The 22,625-nt window shown below is 64.4% G+C and carries 18 protein-coding genes; 15 read left to right on the forward strand and 3 right to left on the reverse strand.

Features of this window, described 5'->3' with window-relative positions; genetic code table 11:
- Positions 1-311: 311 nt before the first annotated feature.
- From ACFOPI_RS08610 to ACFOPI_RS08625, 4 genes are all read left to right on the forward strand, one after another.
- Positions 312-1,757 carry an oligosaccharide flippase family protein gene (locus ACFOPI_RS08610; RefSeq protein ID WP_382172954.1) on the forward strand — a complete coding sequence of 482 codons (1,446 nt, stop codon included), beginning with the start codon at positions 312-314 and terminating at the stop codon, positions 1,755-1,757.
- A 15-nt stretch (positions 1,758-1,772) separates the two neighbouring features.
- Positions 1,773-2,936: a rhamnan synthesis F family protein gene (locus tag ACFOPI_RS08615; protein WP_382172956.1), complete on the forward strand. Its 1,164-nt coding sequence runs from the start codon at positions 1,773-1,775 to the stop codon at positions 2,934-2,936.
- Positions 2,936-4,606: an apiosidase-like domain-containing protein gene (locus tag ACFOPI_RS08620; RefSeq protein WP_382172958.1), complete on the forward strand. Its 1,671-nt coding sequence runs from the start codon at positions 2,936-2,938 to the stop codon at positions 4,604-4,606. The genes ACFOPI_RS08615 and ACFOPI_RS08620 overlap by 1 nt, the downstream gene beginning before the upstream one ends.
- Before the next feature lie 379 nt (positions 4,607-4,985).
- Positions 4,986-5,834, forward strand: coding sequence for a 2OG-Fe(II) oxygenase (locus tag ACFOPI_RS08625; protein WP_382172959.1), 849 nt, complete (start codon positions 4,986-4,988; stop codon positions 5,832-5,834).
- 96 nt (positions 5,835-5,930) lie between these two features.
- Here ACFOPI_RS08625 and ACFOPI_RS08630 read toward each other — a convergent pair whose 3' ends face one another.
- Positions 5,931-6,491 (reverse strand): C40 family peptidase, encoded by a 561-nt coding sequence (locus ACFOPI_RS08630; RefSeq protein WP_382172961.1) that lies wholly within the window; start codon positions 6,489-6,491, stop codon positions 5,931-5,933.
- A gap of 270 nt (positions 6,492-6,761) precedes the next feature.
- Between ACFOPI_RS08630 and ACFOPI_RS08635 the strand changes: the two genes are divergently transcribed.
- The 8 genes from ACFOPI_RS08635 (at position 6,762) to zapE (ending at position 17,818) form a co-directional block, all read left to right on the forward strand.
- Positions 6,762-7,553, forward strand: coding sequence for a TetR/AcrR family transcriptional regulator (locus ACFOPI_RS08635; protein ID WP_382172962.1), 792 nt, complete (start codon positions 6,762-6,764; stop codon positions 7,551-7,553).
- Positions 7,554-7,626: 73 nt separating this feature from the next.
- On the forward strand, positions 7,627-8,223 hold the full coding sequence (locus ACFOPI_RS08640; RefSeq protein WP_382172964.1) for an isochorismatase family protein: 597 nt from the start codon (positions 7,627-7,629) through the stop codon (positions 8,221-8,223).
- Positions 8,224-8,331: 108 nt separating this feature from the next.
- Positions 8,332-10,233 (forward strand): propionate--CoA ligase, encoded by a 1,902-nt coding sequence (locus ACFOPI_RS08645; RefSeq protein ID WP_382172965.1) that lies wholly within the window; start codon positions 8,332-8,334, stop codon positions 10,231-10,233.
- 130 nt (positions 10,234-10,363) lie between these two features.
- Complete coding sequence (locus ACFOPI_RS08650) at positions 10,364-10,738, forward strand: ArsR/SmtB family transcription factor (protein WP_382172966.1); 375 nt, start codon at positions 10,364-10,366, stop codon at positions 10,736-10,738.
- Between the two features lie 241 nt (positions 10,739-10,979).
- Positions 10,980-13,856, forward strand: a complete 2,877-nt coding sequence (locus ACFOPI_RS08655; RefSeq protein WP_382172968.1) for a 2-oxoglutarate dehydrogenase E1 component — start codon at positions 10,980-10,982, stop codon at positions 13,854-13,856.
- Positions 13,857-13,948: 92 nt separating this feature from the next.
- Complete coding sequence (gene odhB / locus ACFOPI_RS08660) at positions 13,949-15,214, forward strand: 2-oxoglutarate dehydrogenase complex dihydrolipoyllysine-residue succinyltransferase (RefSeq protein ID WP_382172970.1); 1,266 nt, start codon at positions 13,949-13,951, stop codon at positions 15,212-15,214.
- Positions 15,215-15,279: 65 nt separating this feature from the next.
- Positions 15,280-16,707, forward strand: a complete 1,428-nt coding sequence (gene lpdA / locus ACFOPI_RS08665) for a dihydrolipoyl dehydrogenase (protein ID WP_382172971.1) — start codon at positions 15,280-15,282, stop codon at positions 16,705-16,707.
- 13 nt (positions 16,708-16,720) lie between these two features.
- Entirely contained in the window at positions 16,721-17,818 is a 1,098-nt protein-coding gene (gene zapE, locus ACFOPI_RS08670) for a cell division protein ZapE (protein ID WP_382172973.1), read from the forward strand.
- A gap of 32 nt (positions 17,819-17,850) precedes the next feature.
- On the opposite strand, the gene ACFOPI_RS08675 is transcribed toward zapE, so the two are convergent.
- Positions 17,851-18,609: a PP2C family protein-serine/threonine phosphatase gene (locus ACFOPI_RS08675; protein WP_382172975.1), complete on the reverse strand. Its 759-nt coding sequence runs from the start codon at positions 18,607-18,609 to the stop codon at positions 17,851-17,853.
- A 90-nt stretch (positions 18,610-18,699) separates the two neighbouring features.
- On the reverse strand, positions 18,700-19,503 hold the full coding sequence (locus tag ACFOPI_RS08680; RefSeq protein WP_382173090.1) for an outer membrane protein assembly factor BamD: 804 nt from the start codon (positions 19,501-19,503) through the stop codon (positions 18,700-18,702).
- 62 nt (positions 19,504-19,565) lie between these two features.
- Here ACFOPI_RS08680 and ACFOPI_RS08685 point away from each other — a divergent pair, with 62 nt between their 5' ends.
- From ACFOPI_RS08685 to ACFOPI_RS08695, 3 genes are all read left to right on the forward strand, one after another.
- Entirely contained in the window at positions 19,566-20,561 is a 996-nt protein-coding gene (locus tag ACFOPI_RS08685) for an RluA family pseudouridine synthase (RefSeq protein WP_382172977.1), read from the forward strand.
- A gap of 209 nt (positions 20,562-20,770) precedes the next feature.
- Positions 20,771-21,361: an SMC-Scp complex subunit ScpB gene (gene scpB / locus ACFOPI_RS08690; RefSeq protein WP_382172978.1), complete on the forward strand. Its 591-nt coding sequence runs from the start codon at positions 20,771-20,773 to the stop codon at positions 21,359-21,361.
- On the forward strand, positions 21,336-22,607 hold the full coding sequence (locus ACFOPI_RS08695) for a pseudouridine synthase (protein WP_382173092.1): 1,272 nt from the start codon (positions 21,336-21,338) through the stop codon (positions 22,605-22,607). Before scpB ends, ACFOPI_RS08695 begins: the two co-directional genes overlap by 26 nt.
- The last annotated feature ends 18 nt before the right edge of the window (positions 22,608-22,625 follow it).

The raw sequence follows: 22,625 nt of genomic DNA on the forward strand, positions 1-22,625 counted from the left end.
CTTGTTGGCCACCGTCAGAAGTCTGGCGGTTGGTGGAAAAAACCAATCGATTCGCCCTCCGGGACCCCGTGTTCCGGAGGGCGTTTTGTTGCGGGCGACTCGTGCGGTCGGGGCCGGGGGGAAATCTTCGCGATAATTTGCCTCGCGCGTTTGAACTTTTTCATTCGCCTGCGCAACAGGGTGCCTGCCCGAGCACCACAACCAACCGTGATGTATCCAATGGTGCGATTGCAAGCTGCCCAAGATGTGGCGCCGGGGAGTGCTGCGTGACCGACTCAGTGACACCTGTTGGAGAGGCCGGCCAGCCCTCAATGGCCCACATCTCCGCCCGAGCGAAGACCGGGACGATATGGATCGTTGTCGCGTTCGGTGGCGGGCAGATTCTGCGGCTTGTATCGAACATCGCTCTGGCAGCGCTGCTGTTTGAAGAAGCTTTTGCGCTGATGGCACTCGTGTCGGCGGTGATGCAGGGCCTGGCGATGTTCTCCGACATCGGGCTCAAGCCCAGTGTGGTGCAGAACCCGCGCGGCGACGAGCCGGTGTTCCTGCAGACGGCCTGGACACTGCAGGTCCTCCGTGGCCTGGTGCTGTTCACCTGTGCCGTGGTGCTGGCCTGGCCGATGGCGCACATCTACGGTGCCAACGACCCGATGGCTCGCGAACTGCTCTGGCTGATCCCGCTGGTGGCCTTCGGCGCCATCGCCGACGGTTTCCAGTCCTCGCGCATGCTCACGGCGGCCCGGAGGATGGACATCGCAGGCATGACCAAGATCGAGATCCTGGTGCAGGTGCTGAACGCGGTGCTGATGGTGGGACTGGCCTGGTACCTGCGCTCGGTGTACGCGCTGGCCATCGCCGGGGTGGTCAGCAGCGGCCTGCGGGTCTGGCTCTCGTATGCGATGTTGTCGGGCATGACGGACCGGTTCCGTCTCGACCGGGACTCGGTGAATGCGATCTTCGGCTTCGGCAAGTGGGTGTTCCTGAGCACGCTGATCTCGTTCCTGGCGCTGCAGATCGACCGCGTGCTGCTGGCGGCCATCTTTCCGCTGGCCGAGGTGGGGGTCTATTCCATTGCCACCAGCCTGTCGCTGATGGTGGCGGTGCTGGTGGGAACGCTGCAGTCCTCCATCGTGTTTCCCTGGTACTCGCGCATGCTGGATCACGGGGTGCCCCTTCAGGAGGCCTTCCGGCGAACCCGCGTGCCGCTGATGTTGGTGGTGAGCTTTCTGGTGGTGCTGCTGGTGACCGGGGCCAGCAGCTTCTTTGATCTGGCCTACGACGACCGCTACGCCAAAGGAGGCGACTTCCTGCCCCTGCTGGCCATGGGCGTCTGGTTCAGCAGCCTCAGCGGTATCTACGGCGCGGCCTTCATGGCCATGGGCAAGCCGCAGTGGATCGCCATTGTCAGTGCGGTCAAGGTGCTCTCGTTCCTGCTGTTCCTTGGGGTCTACCTCCAGTTCGACTACTCCATCGAGACGGCGGTGCTCGCCGTGCTGAGTGCCGAGGTGGTCACCGGGGCCACGAGCCAGTACCTGGGCTGGAAGCTGGGTCTGCGCAACCTGCGGATGGAGGGCCTGCTGTTGTTGCTCATGCTCGGTGCCTCGGCCATCGGATGGTGGTTCGTGCACCACTTGCCCTGGGTGGCAGGTCAGCACCCGTTCGTGCGCCTGCTGCTGCTGGGGCTGGTGGAGGTGGCCTTGTTCGCGCCGCTGGGCCGCCGCTTGGTGCTGCCCATGCTCCGTCGCTCGGTTTCCTGAGCAGTCCGACGCAGCATGGGGATCGATTTGCGAGCGCAGTCTGCGGGCCGCTGGCTCATCCGCCTGCGGGACCATCTGGCCTGGCGGTGGGGGCGTGTGCGGCGCATGCCGGGCCTGCTCGTCAACCTCTGGTTCGGCAACCTATGGCACGACCACTGGCTGAGGCGCCAGGTGCGCATCACCGAAGGCGCCCTGGAGTCCACCCGGCGCTGCGCGGTGTATGTCATGTACCCGCGCCTCGGGCTGCAGGAATCCCACCTGGCGTCGCTGGCCTACCTGGCGCGCAAGGGCTGTGCGTCAGTGGTCGTGAGCAACCTGCCGCTGACGCCGCAGGAGCGCCAGCGCCTGCAGCCCCTGTGCTGGCGGCTGGTGGAGCGACCCAACTATGGCTACGACTTCGGCGCCTATCGCGAGGGCGTGCTGATGGCCTGCGACCAACTGCCGGGTCTCGGCCAGCTGGTGCTGGTGAACGATTCCGCCTGGTTCCCAGTGCCGGCCGCGGCCGACTGGCTGGCGCAGGCCGAGCGACTGGAGGTGGATCTGGCTGGGGCGGTGTCCAACGACGGCTGGCTGGACTATCTGGCAGACCCCGGCCGCGGGCGGCCCTGGGTGCCGGATGAGGGCACGCCGCACCTGCACTACTGCTCGTTCGCTCTTCTGTTTGGCGCGCGCATCCTGAGGGACCCGGGCTTTCGAAAGTTCTGGCAGGGCCTGACGCTCACGGCGGACAAGCTGGAGACGATCCGCCGCGGCGAGGTTGGCCTGAGCCGCTGGGCCATCGATCGAGGCTACCGCCACGCCCAGACGCTGGACATCACCCGCTTCGACGAGCACCTGGAGCGCATGGACGCTGCCCAGTTGCGCGAGCTGGCCGCGAACCTGGTGATTCCAGAGGACAAGGCGCTGCGCGAGGAACAGCGGGCCCTGACCGACCCGTCGGCAGCACCGGTCGATCCAGCGACGCTGCGCCGCTTCATTCTCTGGGCCACGGCCGCCACCGGGCCGGCCTATGCGTTGCCGCACTGGTCGCTGCCCGAACAGGGCTTCGGTTTTCTGAAGAAGTCGCCGATGTGGCTGAGCGGGCCCACGGCGCAGATCACGGAGTCTCTGATCGAGCGCTACGGCGATGCGTCCATGCTCGACGAGGCCCGGCGGCTGGCGGGTGGGGGCAAGACCTGATGCCGAGCACTCACCAGAACAAGGCGGTCGAGATCCGCTTTCAATCCAGCGTCACCTACCCGGCGCCGTTCAGGGATCTGCAGCTGGACGTTGTGTTCGTCTCGCCCGGCCAGCGGGTCATCGCGGTGCCAGCGTTCTGGGCCGGTGGGGACACCTGGTGCGTCCGCTACGCCAGTGCCGAGACGGGCATCCACACCTTCACCACCCGCTGCAGCGACGCGGGCAATGCGAGTCTGCATGGCCAGGATGGCACGGTCGAGGTCACCGCCTACCAGGGCGACAACCCGCTGTACCGGCATGGCGGTATCCGGGTGGCCGAGGACCGGCGGCACTTCTGCCACGCCGACGGCACACCGTTTTTCTGGCTGGGCGACACCTGGTGGATGGGGCTGTGTGGCCGCCTCTCGTGGCCGGATGATTTCCAGGCGCTGGCCAGCAACCGCAAGGAGCGCGGGTTCAACCTGATCCAGCTGGTCGCCGGTCTCTACCCGGACATGCCGCTGTTCGACGAGCGGGGCCGCAGCGCCAGCGGCTTTGCCTGGGAGACCGACCTGGGCCGGATCAACCCGGCCTTTTTTGACGAGGCGGACCAGCGGATCTTTCACTTGGTCGAGCAGGGGCTGGTGCCGTGCATTCTGGGCGCCTGGGGCTACTACCTGCCCATGATCGGTCTGGCGAACATGCAGCGCCACTGGCGCCACCTGATCGCGCGCTGGGGCGCGCTGCCCGTGGTGTGGGTGGCCGCCGGCGAGCAGACCATGCCGTGGTACCTGGAAGGCCACCTTCAGAAGGACGCCTCGCGGGCCCGGCTGCGCACGGAGTGGACCGAGGTGATCCGCGAGATGCGCCGCCTCAACGCGTTCGACCGCCTGATCTCCACGCACCCGGCCACCAGTGCCCGTGAGTCGGTCACGGACGCCGCCTTGCTCGACTTCGAGATGCAACAGACCGGTCACGGGCAGCCCACGCTGCACCACGCGCGCCGCGCGCAGGAAGGCTGGAGCGCGGAGCCGGTCATGCCGGTGATCAGCGGGGAGTCCCGGTACGAGGCGCTGGATATCAACCCGACCGTCACGGCCCGCGACGCGCGCGAAGCGTTCTGGGCGCACGCGCTCAGCAGTGGCCTGGCCGGGCACACCTACGGGGCCAACGGCATCTGGCAGGTCAATACGGAGCAGCGGCCGTTCGGTCCGTCGCCCTCCGGGTCCTGCTGGGGGAACCTGCCTTGGGCGCAGGCGATGCAGCTGCCCGGCGCCCGGCAGATCGGCTTGGCCCGCTCATTCTTGGTCACCTTGCCGTGGCACGAGTTCGTGCCGCTGCGCCCGGCCGAGGGGCGCAAGCCCTTCCTGCCTCGCAGCAGGCGCCTGCAGAGGCTGCTTCTCAAACTCGGTTGGCGACCCACTTCGCCAGCACCCATCGCCATGGGAATGGCCGAAGCCAGGTCCATCGTGCTCGCCTACGCGATCGAAAGCAGGGACTTTTCGCTCGATGTGCGCCGGCTGAGAGGGCCGCTGAAGGGCTGCTGGGTCGATCCGACCAGCTTCGACACGCATCCCCTGCGCCTCGATCTGCGGGGAGGGCGGCTGCATGTGAAGCCGCCGGCCAGGAACGCGGCCGGCGACAGCGACTGGCTGTTGCTCGTGCAGCCCGTCAGCGACGGGTTGGCCTGACGCGCCTGCATCGGGTCTTCGGATCACGTCGCACGAACGGGCAATTCACGCAGTCTTTGCTTCGCAGGGTTGTCAGCAGTGTCCCGGGCAGGTAGGGTCGCCCGACTTTGCCGCGGCGGCTGCATAGGCCCGGATTCTGTTGAATGCACCCAGCGAACCAAGCCGGAGCAGGGTGCCCTGCGGGTGGCACCGGTGTACGCCGCGATTGCGGGTCTCTGGATTCTGCTGTCGGGCCACGCCATGGGCCTGATGTGGCACGACCCCGAAGCGCCCGTGCAGACCCGCACCGGCCGAATACTTAAACACACCTTAAGTCTTGCAACCTAGCATCGTCGGGTTTGTCGGGTTGACCCGACCCATTCCTGAGGAGCGCATGGACATGTCCACCGTGGATCTGAATGATCGTTTTGTGTTTGACGATCCCAAGTACCTTCAACTCGCTGCGGAAAACGCAGAGCGGTATGCCAATGGCAATCCTTTCCCCCACATCCACCTGGACAACTTCCTGCCTCCGGACGTGGCCGAGGCGGTGCTGGCCGAGTTTCCGAAGCCCGCCGACATCGACTGGCACAACTACAACCGCCAGACCGAGATCAAGCTGGTCTGCGCAGACGAAACGCAGTTCGGCCCGGTGACTCGCCAGCTGTTCTACCAGTTCCATTCGATCCCCTTCCTTCAGTTCCTCGAAAAGCTCACCGGCATCGACAACCTGATTCCCGATCCGCTGCTTCGTGGGGGCGGTCTGCACCAGATCCGTCGCGGAGGCCTGCTGAAGCTGCACGCCGACTTCAACAAGCACGACAGCACCTTCCTGGATCGGCGCATCAACGTGCTGCTGTATCTGAATAAAGACTGGAAGGAGGAGTATGGTGGTTATCTGGAGCTGTGGGACAAGGACACCAAGTTCTGTGGCGACAAGATCCTTCCGGTGTTCAACCGCCTGGCGATCTTCACCACCACCAGCGATTCCTTCCACGGGCATCCTGATCCCCTGAACTGCCCGGAGGACATGACCCGGAAGTCGCTGGCGCTGTACTACTACACCAACGGACGTCCGAAAGGTGAAGCGGACGGCATCCACACCACGATCTTCAAGTCGCGGCCGGAAGAGAGCTTCTCTGGCGTGATGTGGCGCCTGGGCCAGGACTTTGCACCGCCGGTGCTCTGGCGCACGGCGCGCCGCGTGCGCGAGCGCTATTTCAAGCGCACGATCCAGAAGCGGGGCTGAGCGGCCAGAACTCCAGTAAAAAAGGGTGCCCTCGTGGCGCCCTTTTTGCTGATCTGTCCCGCTCGCTGCGGGTGGTTTGGCACCAACCGCAACCGATCAGGGACTGCCGGCGTCCGGGCCGCTCAGTGGCACCCTGCGCGCACCATTGAAGCGGGTCTGCCAGTAAGCCACACGCATGTCTTCCACACGCACGGCACCTCCGGAGCGTGGGGCGTGGATGAACTTGCCTTCACCCAGGTAGATGCCCACATGGCTGAACGCGCGTCTCATGGTGTTGAAGAAGACGAGGTCGCCTGGCTTGAGGTCGCTGCGGTCAATGACCTCCGTGGCGGCGGCCTGCTGGTCGGCCCGGCGGGGAAGGATCTTGCCGAAGGATTGTTCGTAGACCGCCCGGACAAGACCGCTGCAGTCAAAGCCGGTGTCCACACTGTTGCCGCCGTAGCGGTAGGGCACGCCGAGAAACCCCATGGCACGCACCACCAGATCAGATGCGCGTTCTCCCATGTCGCTTCTGGCCTGCTGGAGCTGTGAACCCAGTCGGGCCATCACACCACGCTCCTCCAGCATGCGCACCATCTCGTCGGGCTCTTGGTCGTTGGGGGCTGCTTGGCACAGGGCACATCCCAGAAGAAGAGCGGCGACAAAAATAACACGCATCGCAGCAGCTTAAGCGAAGCACTGCTCCGAAGTCAAGCGAGGTTTGTTGCCAAGTGCTTTGATTCTGTTGAATTTTTTCGCGTGCCTTGATCTGGTTGTTGCTGGTGCCTGGGTATGGTGACTTACTTGGTGTTCAAACGAAAAAACAAGAGGCAAGTGACTGGAATAGTTTCGTCATATTTAATCTTTCAGCAATCAACTTATCCTTGTTTATTGAAGTGAACGGCGTTCATATAATCAAACAATTGCCAGGTACTGAGTGATCCAGCCATGTCCGTCAAGTTCGATGCCATCACCCCGGTCCTGACGCCGGAACAGCTTCGCCAGCAGCAGCAGCGCATGGCCGACCGCCAGGCGCGACAGCAGCGTTTTGGTGACGAGCGGCGGCAACAGCTGCTGGATGTGGCCTGGGCGCTGTGGCAGGAGGCTGGCGGGCAGGGCTTCAACATGCGGCAACTGGCGCAGCGCGCGGGTTACACCGCCGGTGCGCTGTACGCCTACTTCCCGGGGCGGGAGGCGATCCTGTCCGCGCTCCAGCAACGCGTCGTGCAGGAGCTGGCCGATCTGGTGTCTGGCATCAGGGCGCCACGCGGTGAGCGCACAGTCCGGCCGCGCAGGGATGGCGGGCCGGTGTCCTCGGCGCAGGCGGTGCAGGCGCGGACCTTGTTCATAGAGCGCTCGGTGGCCTGGTGGGCCTGGCTGGCGGGCGACACCCAGCGGTTGGCGCTCGTTCTGCATGGCGGACATGGTCAGCAGGATGCCGCGGGTGAGGCGGACGGATCGGCATCGATGCTTCTGGCGCGCTTGGCGGACGCGCTGCAGCCCTGCCTCGAAACCCTTCATGCCTGCGGACTGGCGCCAGATGCCGCCCAGCAGTTGCACGACGAAGTGCTGGCCTACGGGCTGGGACTGCTGGTGTTGCAGGGGCCCAAACGGGGCGAGGGGCGGGCGGTGATGGAGTCGCGTTTTGTGCAGAGCCTCCAGCGATGGATGGACTTGGCCTTGGCCGCCGCGCAGCAGGATGCGGACGAGGCGGGGCAGGGTGATCTTTTTTCCATGTGATCACCCGGCGCCTGTTTGTCACAATCGCCCCCTTGGTTCGTGCAGTCCGTGCGAACGGTTTCAGGATTTGTTCATGCTGCTCGAAGCTTCCGACTCCCAACTTGTTCTGGTCGACTACCAGGAGCGCCTGATGGCGGCGTTGCCGGAACGCGAGTCTGTGCTGGCCAATGCGCGTCGGCTGGCACAGGCGGCCCGGCGCCTGCGCGTGCCGGTGTGGGGCACCGAGCAGAACCCATCCAAACTGGGGTCCAACGACCCGGGCCTGCGCGACCTCTGTCAGCGCACGCTCGCCAAGATGCACTTCAGCGCCGTTCCCGATGGCCTGCTGGAATACCTGCGCCCTGCGGCCAAGGGGGGCAATGCCCGCAGCTTGCCCAAACATCTTCAGAAGCCGGTCCCGGCCGCCCATTCGCGGAACACCGTGGTCCTGGCCGGATGCGAGGCCCATGTCTGCCTGCTCCAGACGGCGCTGGATCTGGTGGAGGAGGAAATGGATGTGTGGGTGGTCACCGATGCCTGCGCCTCGCGCACCGAGCGCAACCGGGACGCGGCGTTCGACCGGCTGGCGGGCACAGGATGTGAGCTGGTGACCACCGAAATGGTGTTGTTCGAGTGGTTGCGCTCGGCCGAACACCCGGATTTCCGCGAGATTCACGCGCTGATCAAATAAGTTCGGAGGATGGCGGGTGCTGAGGTCCTGCCATCGTCTTGTCAGACTCCAGAAAGTCTGGGATTCATAATTATGAATTCAGTTTGATCCACCACCCAGGAGACTCATATGGGCAACCCGCAGGGCTTTGAGGCCTTTCACCAGCGCTCGATCACCGACCGCGACGCTTTCTGGGCCGAACAGGCCGAACTGGTGGATTGGCACAAGCCGTTTGACCGGGTCTGCAACTACGACAACCCGCCGTTCGCCCGCTGGTTCGAGGGTGGTCTGACCAACCTGTGCCACAACGCGGTCGACCGACACCTCAAGGATCGGCCCGATCAGAACGCACTGATCTTCGTGTCGACCGAGACCGACATGGAGAAGACCTACAGCTTCCGCGAGCTGCACACCGAGGTGCAGCGCATGGCCGCCATTCTTCAAGCGCAGGGCGTCAAAAAGGGTGACCGTGTCCTGATCTACATGCCGATGATTCCCGAGGCTGCGTTTGCCATGCTGGCCTGCGTGCGCATCGGCGCGATCCACTCGGTGGTGTTCGGCGGTTTTGCCAGCCACTCGCTGGCCAGCCGCATTGAGGACGCTTCTCCGGTGGCCATCGTGAGCGCGGACGCCGGCTCGCGGGGCGGCAAGGTGGTCGAGTACAAGCCTTTGCTGGACGAGGCCATCCGACTGTCGTCGCACAAGCCGGGCAAGGTCGTGATGGTCAACCGGGGTCTGGCCTCCTTCGCGGCGGTGGGCGGTCGGGACGTCGACTACGCCGCCGAGCGCGCCAAGGTGATGAATGCGGTGGTCCCATGCGAATGGGTCGACGCCACGCACCCCAGCTACACCCTCTACACCAGCGGCACCACCGGCAAGCCCAAGGGCGTGCAGCGCGACACCGGCGGCTACACCGTGGCCCTGGCCGCGTCGATGAAGCACATCTACATGGGCGAGCCCGGCGAGACCTATTTCTCAACCAGCGACATCGGCTGGGTGGTGGGCCACAGCTACATCATCTACGGTCCGCTGATCGGCGGCATGGCGACCATCATGTACGAAGGCCTGCCGATTCGCCCGGACGCCGGCATCTGGTGGAGTCTGGTCGAGAAATACAAGGTGTCGGTGATGTTCAGCGCCCCGACGGCGGTGCGTGTGCTCAAGAAGTACGACTCTTCGTTCATCAAGAAGTACGACCTGTCCTCGCTCAAGGCACTGTTCCTGGCGGGTGAACCGCTGGACGAACCCACCGCCAAGTGGATTTCCGACGAGCTGGGCAAACCCATCGTCGACAACTACTGGCAGACCGAGACCGGCTGGCCGATCCTGGCGATTTGCAACGGGGTCGAAAAGGCGCCAAGCAAGTTCGGCTCACCTGGCAAGGCGGTCTACGGCTACAACGTCAAGCTGCTGGACGACCAGACGGGCGAAGAACTGCAGGGTGGTGACGTCAAGGGCGTGGTGGCTGTCGAGGGCCCGCTGCCGCCTGGCTGCATGCAGACCATCTGGGGCGATGACGCGCGCTTCGTCAAGACCTACTGGTCCAGTGTGCCGGGCCGGCAGGTCTACAGCACCTTCGACTGGGGTATCCGCGACAAGGACGGTTACTACTTCATCCTGGGCCGCACCGACGATGTGATCAACGTCGCGGGACACCGTCTGGGCACCCGGGAGATCGAGGAGAGCATTTCCAGCCACCCCAAGATCGCCGAGGTGGCGGTCGTGGGGGTCGCCGACCAACTCAAGGGGCAGGTGGCGATGGCGTTCGCCGTGCTCAAGGACACCTCGCTGCTGAGTGATGAGGCAGCGCTGCTCAAACTGGAGGGCGAGGTCATGAAACTGGTGGATGAGCAACTGGGGGCTGTCGCCCGTCCGGCCCGCGTGCGCTTCGTGGGTGTGCTGCCCAAGACCCGCAGCGGCAAGCTGCTGCGCCGCGCCATCCAGGCGGTCTGCGAGGGGCGCGATCCAGGAGATCTGACCACCATGGACGACCCCGCAGCCCTGCAGCAGATCAAGGACATGCAGTCCTGAGGGCATTTGCGGCTGCCAGACGGTGCCCGCGGGGCGCCGTTTTTTTCGAACCCCCCGGTGTATGAGAGTATGGGGTTTCATGGGGTATGTCAGTATCATGCATGCTTATATTGACAACCTCGTGGAAACCATGGAACAGATGATCGGGGCGGATGCCCAAACCGAGAAAGTCCGGGTGTTCGAATTGGCAGCCGAATTGTTCGGTGTGCTGGCTACGCCGATGCGGTTGCGCATCCTCAGCGCGCTATGCGACAAGGAAAAATCGGTCTCGCAGTTGTTGCAGGAAATCCAGACCACACAGCCCAATCTGTCCCAGCACCTGAATCTGCTGTACCGTGCCGGCGTTTTGGCCAAGCGCAAGGAAGGCACGCAGGTGATCTACCGGGTGCAAAGCGAGAAGGCGGTGACCCTGTGCCGCACGGTGTGCACCCAGATCGCCATCGAGATGGACGAGCCCAGCGCCGTGCCGGCGTCCGAGCGCTTGTCCCCGCGCGTGGGTTCTTGAGGCAGCGTTCACAACGCGGCACGCCCTTCGCCGGCAAGCAACACCGCGTGCCTTTTTCCTGAACTGCGTCGCACTTCCCTGGCATTTCATTTGCCGGACAGTGCTCGCGGTGGCACAATCGCCGGCTGCAGTCAGGTCCTTCCAAAGTCACTGTCGCATCCGCCAACCGGTTCAGCCGTGTCGCGGAAGGTTGTTTTAACCAGCTAATGTTTCCCTGAGGGAAACGGAGGTCAGCGGATCAATGAGCGAGACGAACGTCTACGTTGCCTACAAGGGCAACTCGTATCTCTTCGGGGGCAACGCCCCATACGTCGAAGAGATGTACGAAAAATACCTGGAGAACCCGGGCAGCGTGCCAGACAACTGGCGCGGTTATTTCGATGCCCTGCAGCATGTGCCTGCCGTTGATGGCACCGATGCCCGAGATGTTCCCCACCAGCCCGTCATCAATGCGTTTGCCGAGCGCGCCAAGCAAGGTGGTACCAAGGTCGTTATGGCCGCTGGCGCCGACTCCGATCTCGGCCGCAAGCGCGTGGCTGTGCAGCAGCTCATTGCCGCCTACCGCAACGTCGGTTGCCGCTGGGCCGACCTCGATCCGCTCAAGCGCACCGAGCGCGAACACATTCCCGAGCTGGACCCGTCGTTCTACGGTTTCTCCGATGCGGATTTCGAGACCGTCTTCAACACGAGCAACACCTATTTCGGCAAGGAAGTCATGTCCTTGCGCGACCTCATCAACGCGCTGCGCGAAACCTACTGCAGCAGCGTCGGTGCGGAATACATGTTCATCAGCGACCAGGCCCAGAAGCGCTGGTGGCAGGAAAAGCTGGAGTCGATCCGCTCCAAGCCGTCCTTCAACGCCGAGAAGAAAAAGCACATCCTTGATCGCCTGACGGCGGCCGAGGGCCTGGAGCGATTCCTCCACACCAAGTACGTGGGCCAGAAGCGCTTCTCGCTCGAAGGTGGCGAGAGTTTCATCGCCGCCATGGACGAGCTGATCCAGCAAGCCGGCGCGCAGGGCGTGCAGGAGATTGTGATCGGCATGGCCCACCGCGGCCGCCTGAACGTGCTGGTCAACACCCTGGGCAAGATGCCCAAGGACCTGTTTGCCGAGTTCGACCACACCGCTCCCGAAGAGCTGCCGGCAGGTGACGTCAAGTATCACCAGGGCTTCAGCTCCGATGTGACCACACCCGGTGGCCCGGTCCACCTCTCGCTGGCGTTCAACCCCTCGCACCTGGAAATCGTGAACCCGGTGGTGGAAGGCTCGGTGCGCGCTCGCATGGACCGCCGCGGCGATCCGCTCGGCAAGCAGGTGCTGCCGGTGCTGGTGCACGGCGACGCTGCTTTTGCCGGCCAGGGCGTGAACCAGGAGACCCTGGCGCTGGCCGCGACCCGTGGCTACACCACGGGCGGCACGGTGCACCTGATCATCAACAATCAGATCGGCTTCACCACCTCCGATCCGCGCGACCTGCGTTCCACGCTGTATTGCACCGACATCGTCAAGGGCGTCGAGTCGCCGGTGCTGCATGTCAACGGTGACGATCCGGAAGCCGTGGTGCTGGCCACCCAGCTGGCACTGGAATACCGCATGACCTTCCGCAAGGATGTGGTCGTGGACATCATCTGCTTCCGCAAGCTGGGCCACAACGAGCAGGACACCCCGAGCCTGACCCAGCCGCTGATGTACAAGAAGATCGCCCAGCACCCCGGCACGCGCAAGCTGTACGCCGACAAGCTGGCTGCGCAAGGTCTGGGCGAGGCGCTGGGGGACGACATGGTCAAGGCCTACCGCGCCGCCATGGATGCCGGCAAGCACACCGTCGATCCGGTGCTGACCAACTTCAAGAGCAAGTACTCGGTCGACTGGTCGCCGTTCCTCGGCAAGAAGTGGACCGACCAGGCCGACACTGCGATTCCGCTGGCCGAGTGGAAGCGCCTGGCCGAGAAGATCACAACCATCCCCGCCACCGTCACCCCGCACCAGCTGGTCAAGAAGGTGTATGACGACCGCGCGGCCATGGGCCGTGGCGAGATCAACGTCGACTGGGGCATGGGCGAGCACATGGCGTTCGCCTCGCTGGTGGCGTCGGGCTATCCGGTGCGCCTGTCCGGCGAGGACTGCGGTCGAGGTACCTTCACCCACCGCCACGCCGTGATCCACGACCAGAACCGCGAGAAGTGGAATGAAGGCACCTATGTGCCGTTGCAGAACGTGGGCGAGGGCCAAGCGCCGTTCGTGGTGATCGACTCGATCCTGTCCGAAGAAGCGGTGCTGGGCTTCGAATACGGCTACGCGGGCTCCGACCCGAACACGCTGGTGGTCTGGGAAGCCCAGTTCGGCGACTTCGCCAATGGCGCCCAGGTGGTGATCGACCAGTTCATTGCTTCCGGCGAAGTGAAGTGGGGCCGTGCCAATGGCCTGACGCTGATGCTGCCGCACGGCTACGAAGGCCAGGGCCCTGAGCACAGCTCGGCCCGCGTCGAGCGCTTCATGCAGCTGGCGGCCGACACCAACATGCAGCTGTGCCAGCCCACCACGGCCAGCCAGATCTTCCACCTGCTGCGCCGCCAGATGGTGCGCAACCTGCGCAAACCGCTGGTGATCTTCACGCCCAAGTCCCTGCTGCGCAACAAGGACGCCACGTCTCCCCTGTCCGAGTTCACCAAGGGCGGGTTCCAGACGGTGATCCCAGAGCAGAACGAGGCCGTGATCAAGAAGGCCGACAAGGTCAAGCGCGTGATCTGCTGCTCGGGCAAGGTCTACTACGACTTGGTCAAGAAGCGTGAGGAGAAGGGCGCCGACGATGTGGCCATCATCCGTGTCGAGCAGCTCTATCCGTTCCCGCACAAGGTGTTCGGAGCCGAACTCAAAAAGTACCCGAACGCCACCGACATCGTGTGGTGCCAGGACGAACCGCAAAACCAGGGTGCCTGGTTCTTCGTGCAGCACCAGGTGCACGAGAACATGCTGGACGGTCAGAAGCTGGGTTACGCCGGCCGTGCGGCCTCGGCTTCGCCGGCTGTGGGTTATGCCCACCTGCACCAGGACCAGCAGAAGGCCCTGATCGAGGCTGCCTTCTCCAAGCTCAAGGGCTTCATCCTCACCAAATAAACGTTCCGGCGCTGTGAGCCCCGCGCCCCGGCCTTTCCGTGCCGGGGCGGACTCTGGGCCACGCCCCTCGAAACATTCCAGGTAGAACAAACATGGCAATCGTAGAAGTCAAGGTTCCGCAGCTCTCCGAATCCGTGGCCGAGGCCACCCTGCTGCAGTGGAAGAAAAAGGCCGGCGAAGCCGTTGCCGCCGATGAAATCCTGATCGAGATCGAGACCGACAAGGTCGTGCTCGAGTGCCCGGCACCCGCTGGTGGTGTTCTGGTCGAGATCGTTCAGGGTGACGGTGCCACCGTGGCCGCCGACCAGGTCATCGCCAAAATCGACACTGCCGCCGTGGCCGGAGCAGCAGCCCCGGCCGCTGCTCCGGCGCCCGCCGCTGCTGCGCCCGCTCCAGCTGCAGCAGCGCCTGCCGCCGCAGCTGTTTCCTCCAGCAAGGCGGGCGTGGCCATGCCTGCCGCCGCCAAGCTGATGGCCGACAACGGCATGGCCCCTGGCTCCGTGGCCGGCACCGGCAAGGACGGGCGCGTCACCAAGGGTGATGTGCTGGCTGCCGCGAGCGCTCCCAAGGCTGCGGTCGCCGCACCGGCCGCCATTCCCACCGGCGCACCCACCAAGGTGCTGCCGCAGGTGGCGGTGGTCGCCCCCGACCTGGGCGACCGTCCCGAAGAGCGCGTGCCGATGACGCGTCTGCGGGCCCGCGTGGCCGAGCGTCTGCTGCAGTCGCAGTCGACCAACGCCATCCTGACTACTTTCAATGAAATCAACATGGCCCCGGTCATGGAGATGCGCAAGAAGTTTCAGGAGAAGTTCGAGAAGGAACACGGCGTCAAGCTTGGTTTCATGAGCTTCTTCGTCAAGGCGGCAGTGCACGCCCTCAAGAAGTTCCCGATCCTCAACGCCTCGGTCGACGGCAATGACATCGTCTACCACGGCTACTTCGACATCGGTATCGCCGTCGGTTCGCCGCGCGGTCTGGTGGTGCCCATCCTGCGCAACGCCGACCAGATGAGCTTCGCCGACATCGAGAAGAAGATCGCCGAGTTCGGCCAGAAGGCCAAGGACGGCAAGCTGGGCATCGACGACATGACCGGTGGTACCTTCTCCATTTCCAACGGCGGCACCTTCGGCTCGATGATGTCCACCCCCATCATCAACCCGCCGCAGTCGGCCATCCTCGGCGTGCACGCCACCAAGGACCGCGCCATGGTCGAAAACGGCCAGGTGGTGGTGCGCCCGATGAACTACTTCGCCATGTCCTACGACCACCGCATCATCGACGGCCGCGAAGCCGTGTTGGGTCTGGTGGCCATGAAGGAAGCGCTGGAAGACCCGGCCCGTCTGCTGTTCGACATCTGATCGACCAGTGAAATTGCAGACGCCCCTTCGGGGGCGTTTGTCCAACCCCCTTTCTGGAAAAGAACATGTCCCAAGCATTTGACGTCGTCGTGATCGGCGCTGGTCCCGGCGGCTACATTGCGGCCATCCGCGCTGCCCAGCTGGGCTTCAAGGTCGCGTGCATCGACGAGTGGAAAAACGCCGCTGGCGGTCCCGCACCCGGTGGCACCTGCACCAACGTCGGCTGCATCCCGTCCAAGGCGCTGCTGCAGTCGTCCGAGCACTTCGAGCACGCCAACCACCACTTCGCCGACCACGGCATCAGCACCGGCAAGGTGACGATGGACGTGGCCAAGATGGTCGGCCGCAAGGACACCGTCGTGAAGCAGAACAACGACGGCATCCTCTACCTGTTCAAGAAGAACAAGGTGACTTTCTTCCACGGCCGCGGTTCCTTCGTGGCCGCTGCCGAGGGCGGCTACCAGGTCAAGGTCGCTGGCGCCGCCGAAGAGGTGATCACCGGCAAGCAGATCGTGGTGGCCACGGGCTCCAACGCCCGCGCCCTGCCGGGCGTGCCGTTTGACGAAGAACTCATCCTGTCCAACGACGGTGCGCTGCGCATCGGTGCCGTGCCCAAGAAGCTGGCGCTGATTGGCTCCGGCGTGATCGGCCTGGAAATGGGCTCGGTCTGGCGTCGCCTCGGGGCGGACGTCACCATCCTCGAAGGTCTGCCGACCTTCCTGGGCGCGGTGGACGAGCAGATCGCCAAGGAAGCCAAGAAGGCCTTCGACAAGCAGGGGCTGAAGATTGAACTCGGCGTGAAGGTCGGTGAGATCAAGACCGGCAAGAAGGGCGTGAACGTCGCCTACACCAACGCCAAGGGTGAAGCCGTGTCGCTGGACGCCGACAAGCTGATCGTCTCGATTGGCCGCGTGCCCAACACCATCGGCCTGAACTCCGAAGCGGTGGGCCTGCAGCTGGACGAGCGCGGTGCCATAGTCGTGGACGCCGACTGCAAGACGAACCTGCCCGGCGTCTGGGCGGTGGGCGACGTGGTGCGCGGCCCCATGCTGGCGCACAAGGCGGAAGAAGAGGGCGTGGCGGTAGCCGAGCGTATCGCCGGACAACATGGACACGTCAACTTCAACACCATCCCCTGGGTCATCTACACCAGCCCGGAAATCGCCTGGGTCGGCCGCACCGAGCAGCAGCTCAAGGCGGACGGTGTGGCGTACAAGGCCGGCACCTTCCCGTTCCTGGCCAACGGTCGCGCGCGCGCGCTGGGTGACACGACCGGCATGGTCAAGTTCCTGGCCGATGCGAAGACCGACGAGATCCTGGGGGTGCACATCGTGGGCCCGATGGCGTCCGAGCTGATCTCCGAAGCCGTGGTGGCCATGGAGTTCAAGGCCAGCGCGGAAGACATCGCCCGCATCTGCCACGCGCACCCCTCGCTATCGGAAGCGACCAAGGAAGCGGCGCTGGCCGTGGACAAGCGCACCCTGAACTTCTGATCCGGGTTCGCCCTTGTCGGTCCGCGCCACCTACGAAGCCGAGCTCAAGCAGCGCGGCTACACCACCGACCCCGCCCAGCAGCGTGCCATCGACGCTCTGGAGAGGTGTGCCCTGGAATGGACGAACTACAAGCAGAAGCGCTCCAACGCGTTGAAGAAGATGTTCGTCCACCCCGAGATTCCCCGAGGGGTCTACATGTTTGGTGGGGTGGGGCGCGGCAAGAGCTTCCTGATGGACTGCTTCTTCAACGCGGTTCCGATCCGGCGCAAGACGCGGCTGCACTTCCATGAATTCATGCGCGAAGTGCACCGCGAACTGCGCGACCTGCAGGGCACGGTCAACCCGCTGGACGAGTTGGGTCGGCGCGTCGCCGAGCGCTACAAGCTCATCTGCTTCGACGAGTTCCATGTGGCGGATGTGACCGACGCCATGATCCTGCACCGCCTCCTGGACGCGCTGTTCAAGGCGGGGGTCGGCTTTGTCACCACCTCCAATTTCCATCCGGACGGGCTGTACCCCAACGGCCTGCATCGTGACCGCATCCTGCCGGCCATCGAGTTGCTCAAGCAGAAACTCGAAGTCATCAATGTCGACAACGGCACAGACTACCGCCAGCGTACGCTGACACACATCGAGCTCTACCACTGTCCGCTGGGCGATGCGGCCGATGCTGCGATGGACAAGACCTTCGGTGAATTGGCCGAGGCGCATGACGAAGACCCGGTGATGCACATCGAGTCGCGCGAGATCCACTCCAAGCGGCGGGCCGGTGGCGTGATCTGGTTCGACTTCAAGACGCTGTGTGGCGGGCCACGCTCGCAGAACGACTACCTGGAAATCGCCACCCAGTTCCACACGCTGCTGCTGTCCGATGTGCCGCAGATGGCGGTGCGGCAGGCCTCGGAAGCGCGCCGCTTCACCTGGCTGATCGATGTGCTCTACGACCGCAGGGTCAAGCTGGTGATGTCCGCCGCCGTGCCACCCGAGCAGCTGTACGTGGATGGTCCGATGGCGCACGAGTTTCCCAGGACAGTCTCACGTTTGGCTGAGATGCAGTCGGCCGAATACCTGGCCCTGGCGCACCGGACGGTCGATACCGGGCTAACGTGATCAGCCCGTTCCGGCTCAAGGCGTTGCGCTGATCAGGTCAGCGGATCGAGTTTGACGATGGTCAGCGAAAGGTTGTCGCCCGAGCCCTTGGCCCGCGAGCGGGCTTTCTGGATAAGGAACTCGCAGGCCTCGCGGGGCGAGAGCATGGCCACCGTGCTGGCCAGTTCGTCGGGCGTGAAGTAGTGCCACACGCCGTCGCTGCAGGCCATGATCGCGTCGCCGGGCCCCAGTTGCGGCACCACGTGCAGGTCCACCGGAGGATCGCTGTCGGTGCCCAGGCAACCCATCAGGATGTTGGAGTGCGGGTGGTCCAGCGCCTCTTCCTCGGTGATCTCGCCCTGGTTGACCAGCGACTGCACATAGGAGTGGTCCATGGTGCGGAACACCATCTTGCCGTTGCGGAAGTGGTAGATCCGTGAGTCACCGGCATGCACCCAGTGGCTGCTGCCCCCCGGGGTGAGCAGGAACGCGGCGATCGTGCTGTGCGGCTCCTGCTCGGCCGACACAGCGGTGAGCTTGATGACGAGGTGCGACTCCTCAACCACCTGGCGCAGCATGGAGGCGGCGTCGTCGGTGTCCGGGTCGTAGCGCTCGAACAGCTGGCGCGAGGTCAGCATCACCTGATCCGACGCTTTTCGTCCTCCGCTTCGGCCACCCATGCCATCCGCCACCACCGCCAGCAGGCAACCGCTTTCGCGGGGATGGTGCAGCAGACAGACCTGATCCTGCTGGTAGTCGCGGTCACCCCGATGGATGCCGGTTGACGCATGGATGCGATAGCCTTTGGTCATGGGAGAAGGTCTCTCTGAGCGGGCGGGTTGCCCACACTGGTCCGCATGGTAACCATTAATTTCCAGCCCATTGCGGCTGGCTGCATGGTGTCACCAGAGCTTCCACCACGGCTTGCCGCCGGTGTTCTGGGCGCGGCCCAGGTAGGCGCTGTTCGGAAAGCTGGATTGAAGCACCCGTCTTGCGTCATCGCGCAACTGGGTCATTCCGAGTGCGTCGTAGCTGCTCACGAGAATGGCCAGGGCTTCTTCCAAGGCGGGCGCCTTGGGGTAGTCGGTGATGGCGGTCTGCGCGCGGTTGATGGCAGCGAGGTACGCACCACGGCTCATGTAGTAGCGGGCCACATGCACTTCCGACTGTGCAAGCGAGTTGACGATGTGGGTCATGCGCGCCCGCGCATCCGGTGCATAGCGCGACTCAGGGAACCGGGTGGCCACCTCGCGCAGGGCCTCGAACGACTCCTTGGCCGCTTTCTGGTCGCGTTCAGAGAGGTCCTGCTGGACGAGCGAACCCAGAAGCCCAAGGTTTTCGTTGAACGTCACCAAGCCCTTGAGGTAGAGCGCATAGTCCAGCGCAGGGCTGGCTGGGTGGAGGCGCAGAAAGCGCTCGATGGTGGCCAGTGCCTGGGCCTGCTCGCCAGACTTGTACTGGGTGTAGGCCTTTTCAAGCTGGGCCTGCTGGGCCAGAGGCGTGCCGGCCGCGCGACCTTCGAGCTTCTCGTACAGGCCGATAGCCTTTTCGTAGTTGCCAGCGTTGCGCTCGTCCATCGCCTCGCTGTGGATCTTGTTGGGGCTCCAGTCCTTGGTCGGGTCCACGGGAGTGGAGCTGCAGCCCGAGAAGCTCAGCGCGGCGGCAACGGCACACAGGGGCACGACCGATAATCTCGAACGAGGAATCACACGCTTACCTTCACAACTGGAACACCGGATTGGCTGCAGAAATTATATCGACGGGGGGGGTGAACGGACCCGGTGCGACCGAGCCCGACATTGATGCGGCCGATGTGCTTGCGGACACCGAGGTGCGCGACCTTCCGGTGCCTGCGGACATGCACGGTTGGCGCATCGACAAGGCGCTGGCCACTCTGGTGCCTGAGCTTTCGAGGTCATACCTCCAGCAGCTGATGGCGGAAGGCGCGGTGTTGCTGGATGGCCGGCTGGCCTCGAAGCCATCGGCGCGATTGGTGGCTGGCGGTCGGCTCCGGGTCGAATTGCGACCCACGCAGCAGGCCATGGCCTTCGTGGCCCAGGCCATGGCGCTGGACATCGTCTACGAGGACGAGGACCTCATGGTGATCTGCAAGCCGGTGGGGCTGGTGGTCCATCCTGCAGCGGGCAACTGGAGCGGCACGCTGCTCAACGGGTTGCTGGCCCACCACGTAGGCGCGGCCGGCCTGCCGCGTGCCGGCATCGTGCATCGGCTGGACAAGGACACCTCAGGCCTGATGCTTGTGGGCAAGAGCCGCCGTGCGGTGGATGGCTTGGTGCGGGCGATCGCCGCGCGCGAGGTTCAGCGCGAGTACCTGGCCATCGGTCAGGGCCGTTGGCGGCGAGGCGGGCTGTGTGAGGTCGATCAGCCGGTGGGGCGCGACCCGGCCAATCGTCTGCGAATGGCCGTTCTGGGCAAAGACAGTACCGCCGGCAAGTCGGCTCGCACGACGTTCAGGGTGTTGGATACCGTCGATCAGGCTTGCCTGGTGGCTTGCAAACTGCACACCGGCCGAACGCACCAGATCCGGGTGCACATGGCCTGGCTGGGCCATCCTCTGGTGGGCGATGCGCTGTATGGTGGTCGCGCGGCGTGGGGCATGCAGCGGCAGGCTTTGCACGCCGCGCGCTTGCGCCTGAGTCATCCGGTGTCGGGTGCCGAGCTGGTTTTTGCCAGTACGGTACCTGCTGATTTCCAGACGGCCTTGGAGGGCGCAGGGCTCCGTTACAATGAAGGTAATCTGTAGACCCGGTTTCAACAGCCTTCAGGGCCTCTGAAGCGCCGCGTCAAATCCCCGATTCCTGTAGCCCTCGGTCAGTCCTGCGCGACGCCCGCTGCCGCTGTTGCGGCTTGGTCAGGACCCCCACTATTCATTTTCAGGCACCACCGATGAACACTTCGGATGCCCGGCGCGTCGTTGAGACGGCCCTGATTTGTGCGCCCCAGCCCTTGTCCGTGAAAGAGCTGGGCGTGCTGTTCGATGGCGAGCTGTCGGCCGACACGCTCAAGACCCTGTTGACTGACCTGCAGGCCGAATGGACTGGTCGCGGCGTCGAGTTGGTGCAGGTCGCTTCCGGTTGGCGTTTCCAGAGCCGTCCCGAGCTGCGACCCTTCCTGGACCGGTTGCATCCCGAGAAGCCGCCCAAGTACACGCGGGCGGCCATGGAAACGCTGGCGATCATTGCGTACCGTCAACCCGTGACTCGAGGCGACATGGAGGACATCCGGGGGGTGACCATCAACTCCCTGATCCTCAAGCAGCTGGAAGACCGGGGCTGGATCGAGGTCATCGGCCACCGGGAAACCGTCGGGCGGCCCGCGTTGTTTGCCACCACGCGCCAGTTTCTGGACGACCTTGGCCTGTCGTCGCTTGATCAGTTGCCACCCCTGGACAGCAGCGAGGTTCAGGAGTCCGCTCTGGGGCGGCTGGACTTTGACGCCCTGGGCGGCAGCACCCCGGAACGGACGGACGAGCCCGCCGAATCCCAGACATCAGAACTTTTTCAGGAACCGCATGAACATGGTGCCACCCCGACAGCCGAATGAGTCCGCTCTGGACGAAGCTCAGGCGGCTTCGCCTGCCGGTTCCGCGCCCGCACCAGGACCCTCCGCGGGACCGGTTTCCGGCAGCATGGCCTTTGATGATGTGGTCAGCGGGGCGTTTGATGCCGTGCAGGAGCAGGACCTGCCCCTGCCTTCCAAGCGCGTGCTGCAACCTGAGGCCGACTCCCCCAAGCTCCACAAGGTGCTGGCCCAGGCGGGGCTGGGCTCACGGCTGGAGATGGAGCAGCTGATCCTGGAGGGGCGTATCTCTGTTAATGGGGAGCCGGCCCATATCGGCCAGCGCATCCAGTTCGGGGACACGATCAAGGTCAACGGCAAGCCGGTGCGTGTTCGCATCGCTCCGCCTCCGCCCAGGGTGCTCGCGTATCACAAGCCAGCTGGCGAGGTGGTGACGCACGACGACCCGCAGAACCGGCCCACGGTGTTCCGTCGCCTCCCCCGACTGCAGACCGGCAAATGGCAGTCAGTGGGGCGTCTGGACCTCAATACGGAGGGTCTTCTGCTGCTCACGAACTCTGGCGAGCTGGCCAACCGGCTGATGCACCCGCGGTTCGGATTGCAACGGGAATACGCTGTGCGCGTTCTGGGTGCGTTGTCCTCGGAAGAGAAACAACGCCTTCTCGATGGGGTGCAACTCGACGACGGGATGGCCCAGTTCGCGTCCATCGAGGATGGTGGTGGTGAAGGGGCCAATTGCTGGTACCGGGTGACCATCGCCGAGGGGCGCAACCGCGAAGTGCGTCGCATGTTCGAGGCAGTGGGGCACGCCGTCAGCCGCCTGATCCGCATCCGTTATGGCGCCATGATGCTTCCGCGGGGGCTCAAGCGAGGTGTCTGGCTTGAACTGGACCATCGGGACATTGAGCGACTGACCACCGCGGCCGGTATGCCGCAAAGCGGTGAGACCCCGCCCTCTGCTCGCAACACCGGTGGGCGTGGTCGACACTTCGGACAGGGCCCCCGACCCGACGGGAAAGGTGGTAGCCAGCGCTCTGGTGCCTCCTTTGCCAAGGATGGCAAATCAGTCGGGGCCGGCGCCAGAGGCTTTGGAAAGGGGGCAGGCAAAGGTCCCGCCAAAGGTGCCAGCGGGGGTGGGCAACCGGACCCCATGAAAACTTCGTATGGGTACATCGGGCAGGACTCGCTGCAACGGCGCAGGGAGCGCGACGCGGCACGCGACAAACTGCCTCAGAAGGGGCGAAAGCCAGGGCGCTCCGGCGGGCGTTGAGCCCGCTGCGCACAAGAG

Origin of the sequence: Hydrogenophaga luteola (assembly GCF_042648585.1) — a bacterium.
GTDB classification, from domain to species: Bacteria; Pseudomonadota; Gammaproteobacteria; order Burkholderiales; family Burkholderiaceae_C; genus Hydrogenophaga; species Hydrogenophaga luteola.

Bases quoted from the DNA above. Each gene is read 5' to 3' on its own strand.
- ACFOPI_RS08635 (WP_382172962.1), top strand. From the start codon at position 6,762: ATGTCCGTCAAGTTCGATGCCATCACCCCGGTCCTGACGCCGGAACAG.
- ACFOPI_RS08645 (WP_382172965.1), top strand. From the start codon at position 8,332: ATGGGCAACCCGCAGGGCTTTGAGGCCTTTCACCAGCGCTCGATCACC.
- ACFOPI_RS08655 (WP_382172968.1), top strand. From the start codon at position 10,980: ATGAGCGAGACGAACGTCTACGTTGCCTACAAGGGCAACTCGTATCTC.
- ACFOPI_RS08630 (WP_382172961.1), bottom strand. From the start codon at position 6,491: ATGCGTGTTATTTTTGTCGCCGCTCTTCTTCTGGGATGTGCCCTGTGC.
- ACFOPI_RS08640 (WP_382172964.1), top strand. From the start codon at position 7,627: ATGCTGCTCGAAGCTTCCGACTCCCAACTTGTTCTGGTCGACTACCAG.
- ACFOPI_RS08615 (WP_382172956.1), top strand. From the start codon at position 1,773: ATGGGGATCGATTTGCGAGCGCAGTCTGCGGGCCGCTGGCTCATCCGC.
- lpdA (WP_382172971.1), top strand. From the start codon at position 15,280: ATGTCCCAAGCATTTGACGTCGTCGTGATCGGCGCTGGTCCCGGCGGC.
- ACFOPI_RS08620 (WP_382172958.1), top strand. From the start codon at position 2,936: ATGCCGAGCACTCACCAGAACAAGGCGGTCGAGATCCGCTTTCAATCC.
- ACFOPI_RS08675 (WP_382172975.1), bottom strand. From the start codon at position 18,609: ATGACCAAAGGCTATCGCATCCATGCGTCAACCGGCATCCATCGGGGT.
- ACFOPI_RS08695 (WP_382173092.1), top strand. From the start codon at position 21,336: ATGGTGCCACCCCGACAGCCGAATGAGTCCGCTCTGGACGAAGCTCAG.
- ACFOPI_RS08650 (WP_382172966.1), top strand. From the start codon at position 10,364: ATGGAACAGATGATCGGGGCGGATGCCCAAACCGAGAAAGTCCGGGTG.
- ACFOPI_RS08610 (WP_382172954.1), top strand. From the start codon at position 312: ATGGCCCACATCTCCGCCCGAGCGAAGACCGGGACGATATGGATCGTT.
- odhB (WP_382172970.1), top strand. From the start codon at position 13,949: ATGGCAATCGTAGAAGTCAAGGTTCCGCAGCTCTCCGAATCCGTGGCC.
- ACFOPI_RS08625 (WP_382172959.1), top strand. From the start codon at position 4,986: ATGTCCACCGTGGATCTGAATGATCGTTTTGTGTTTGACGATCCCAAG.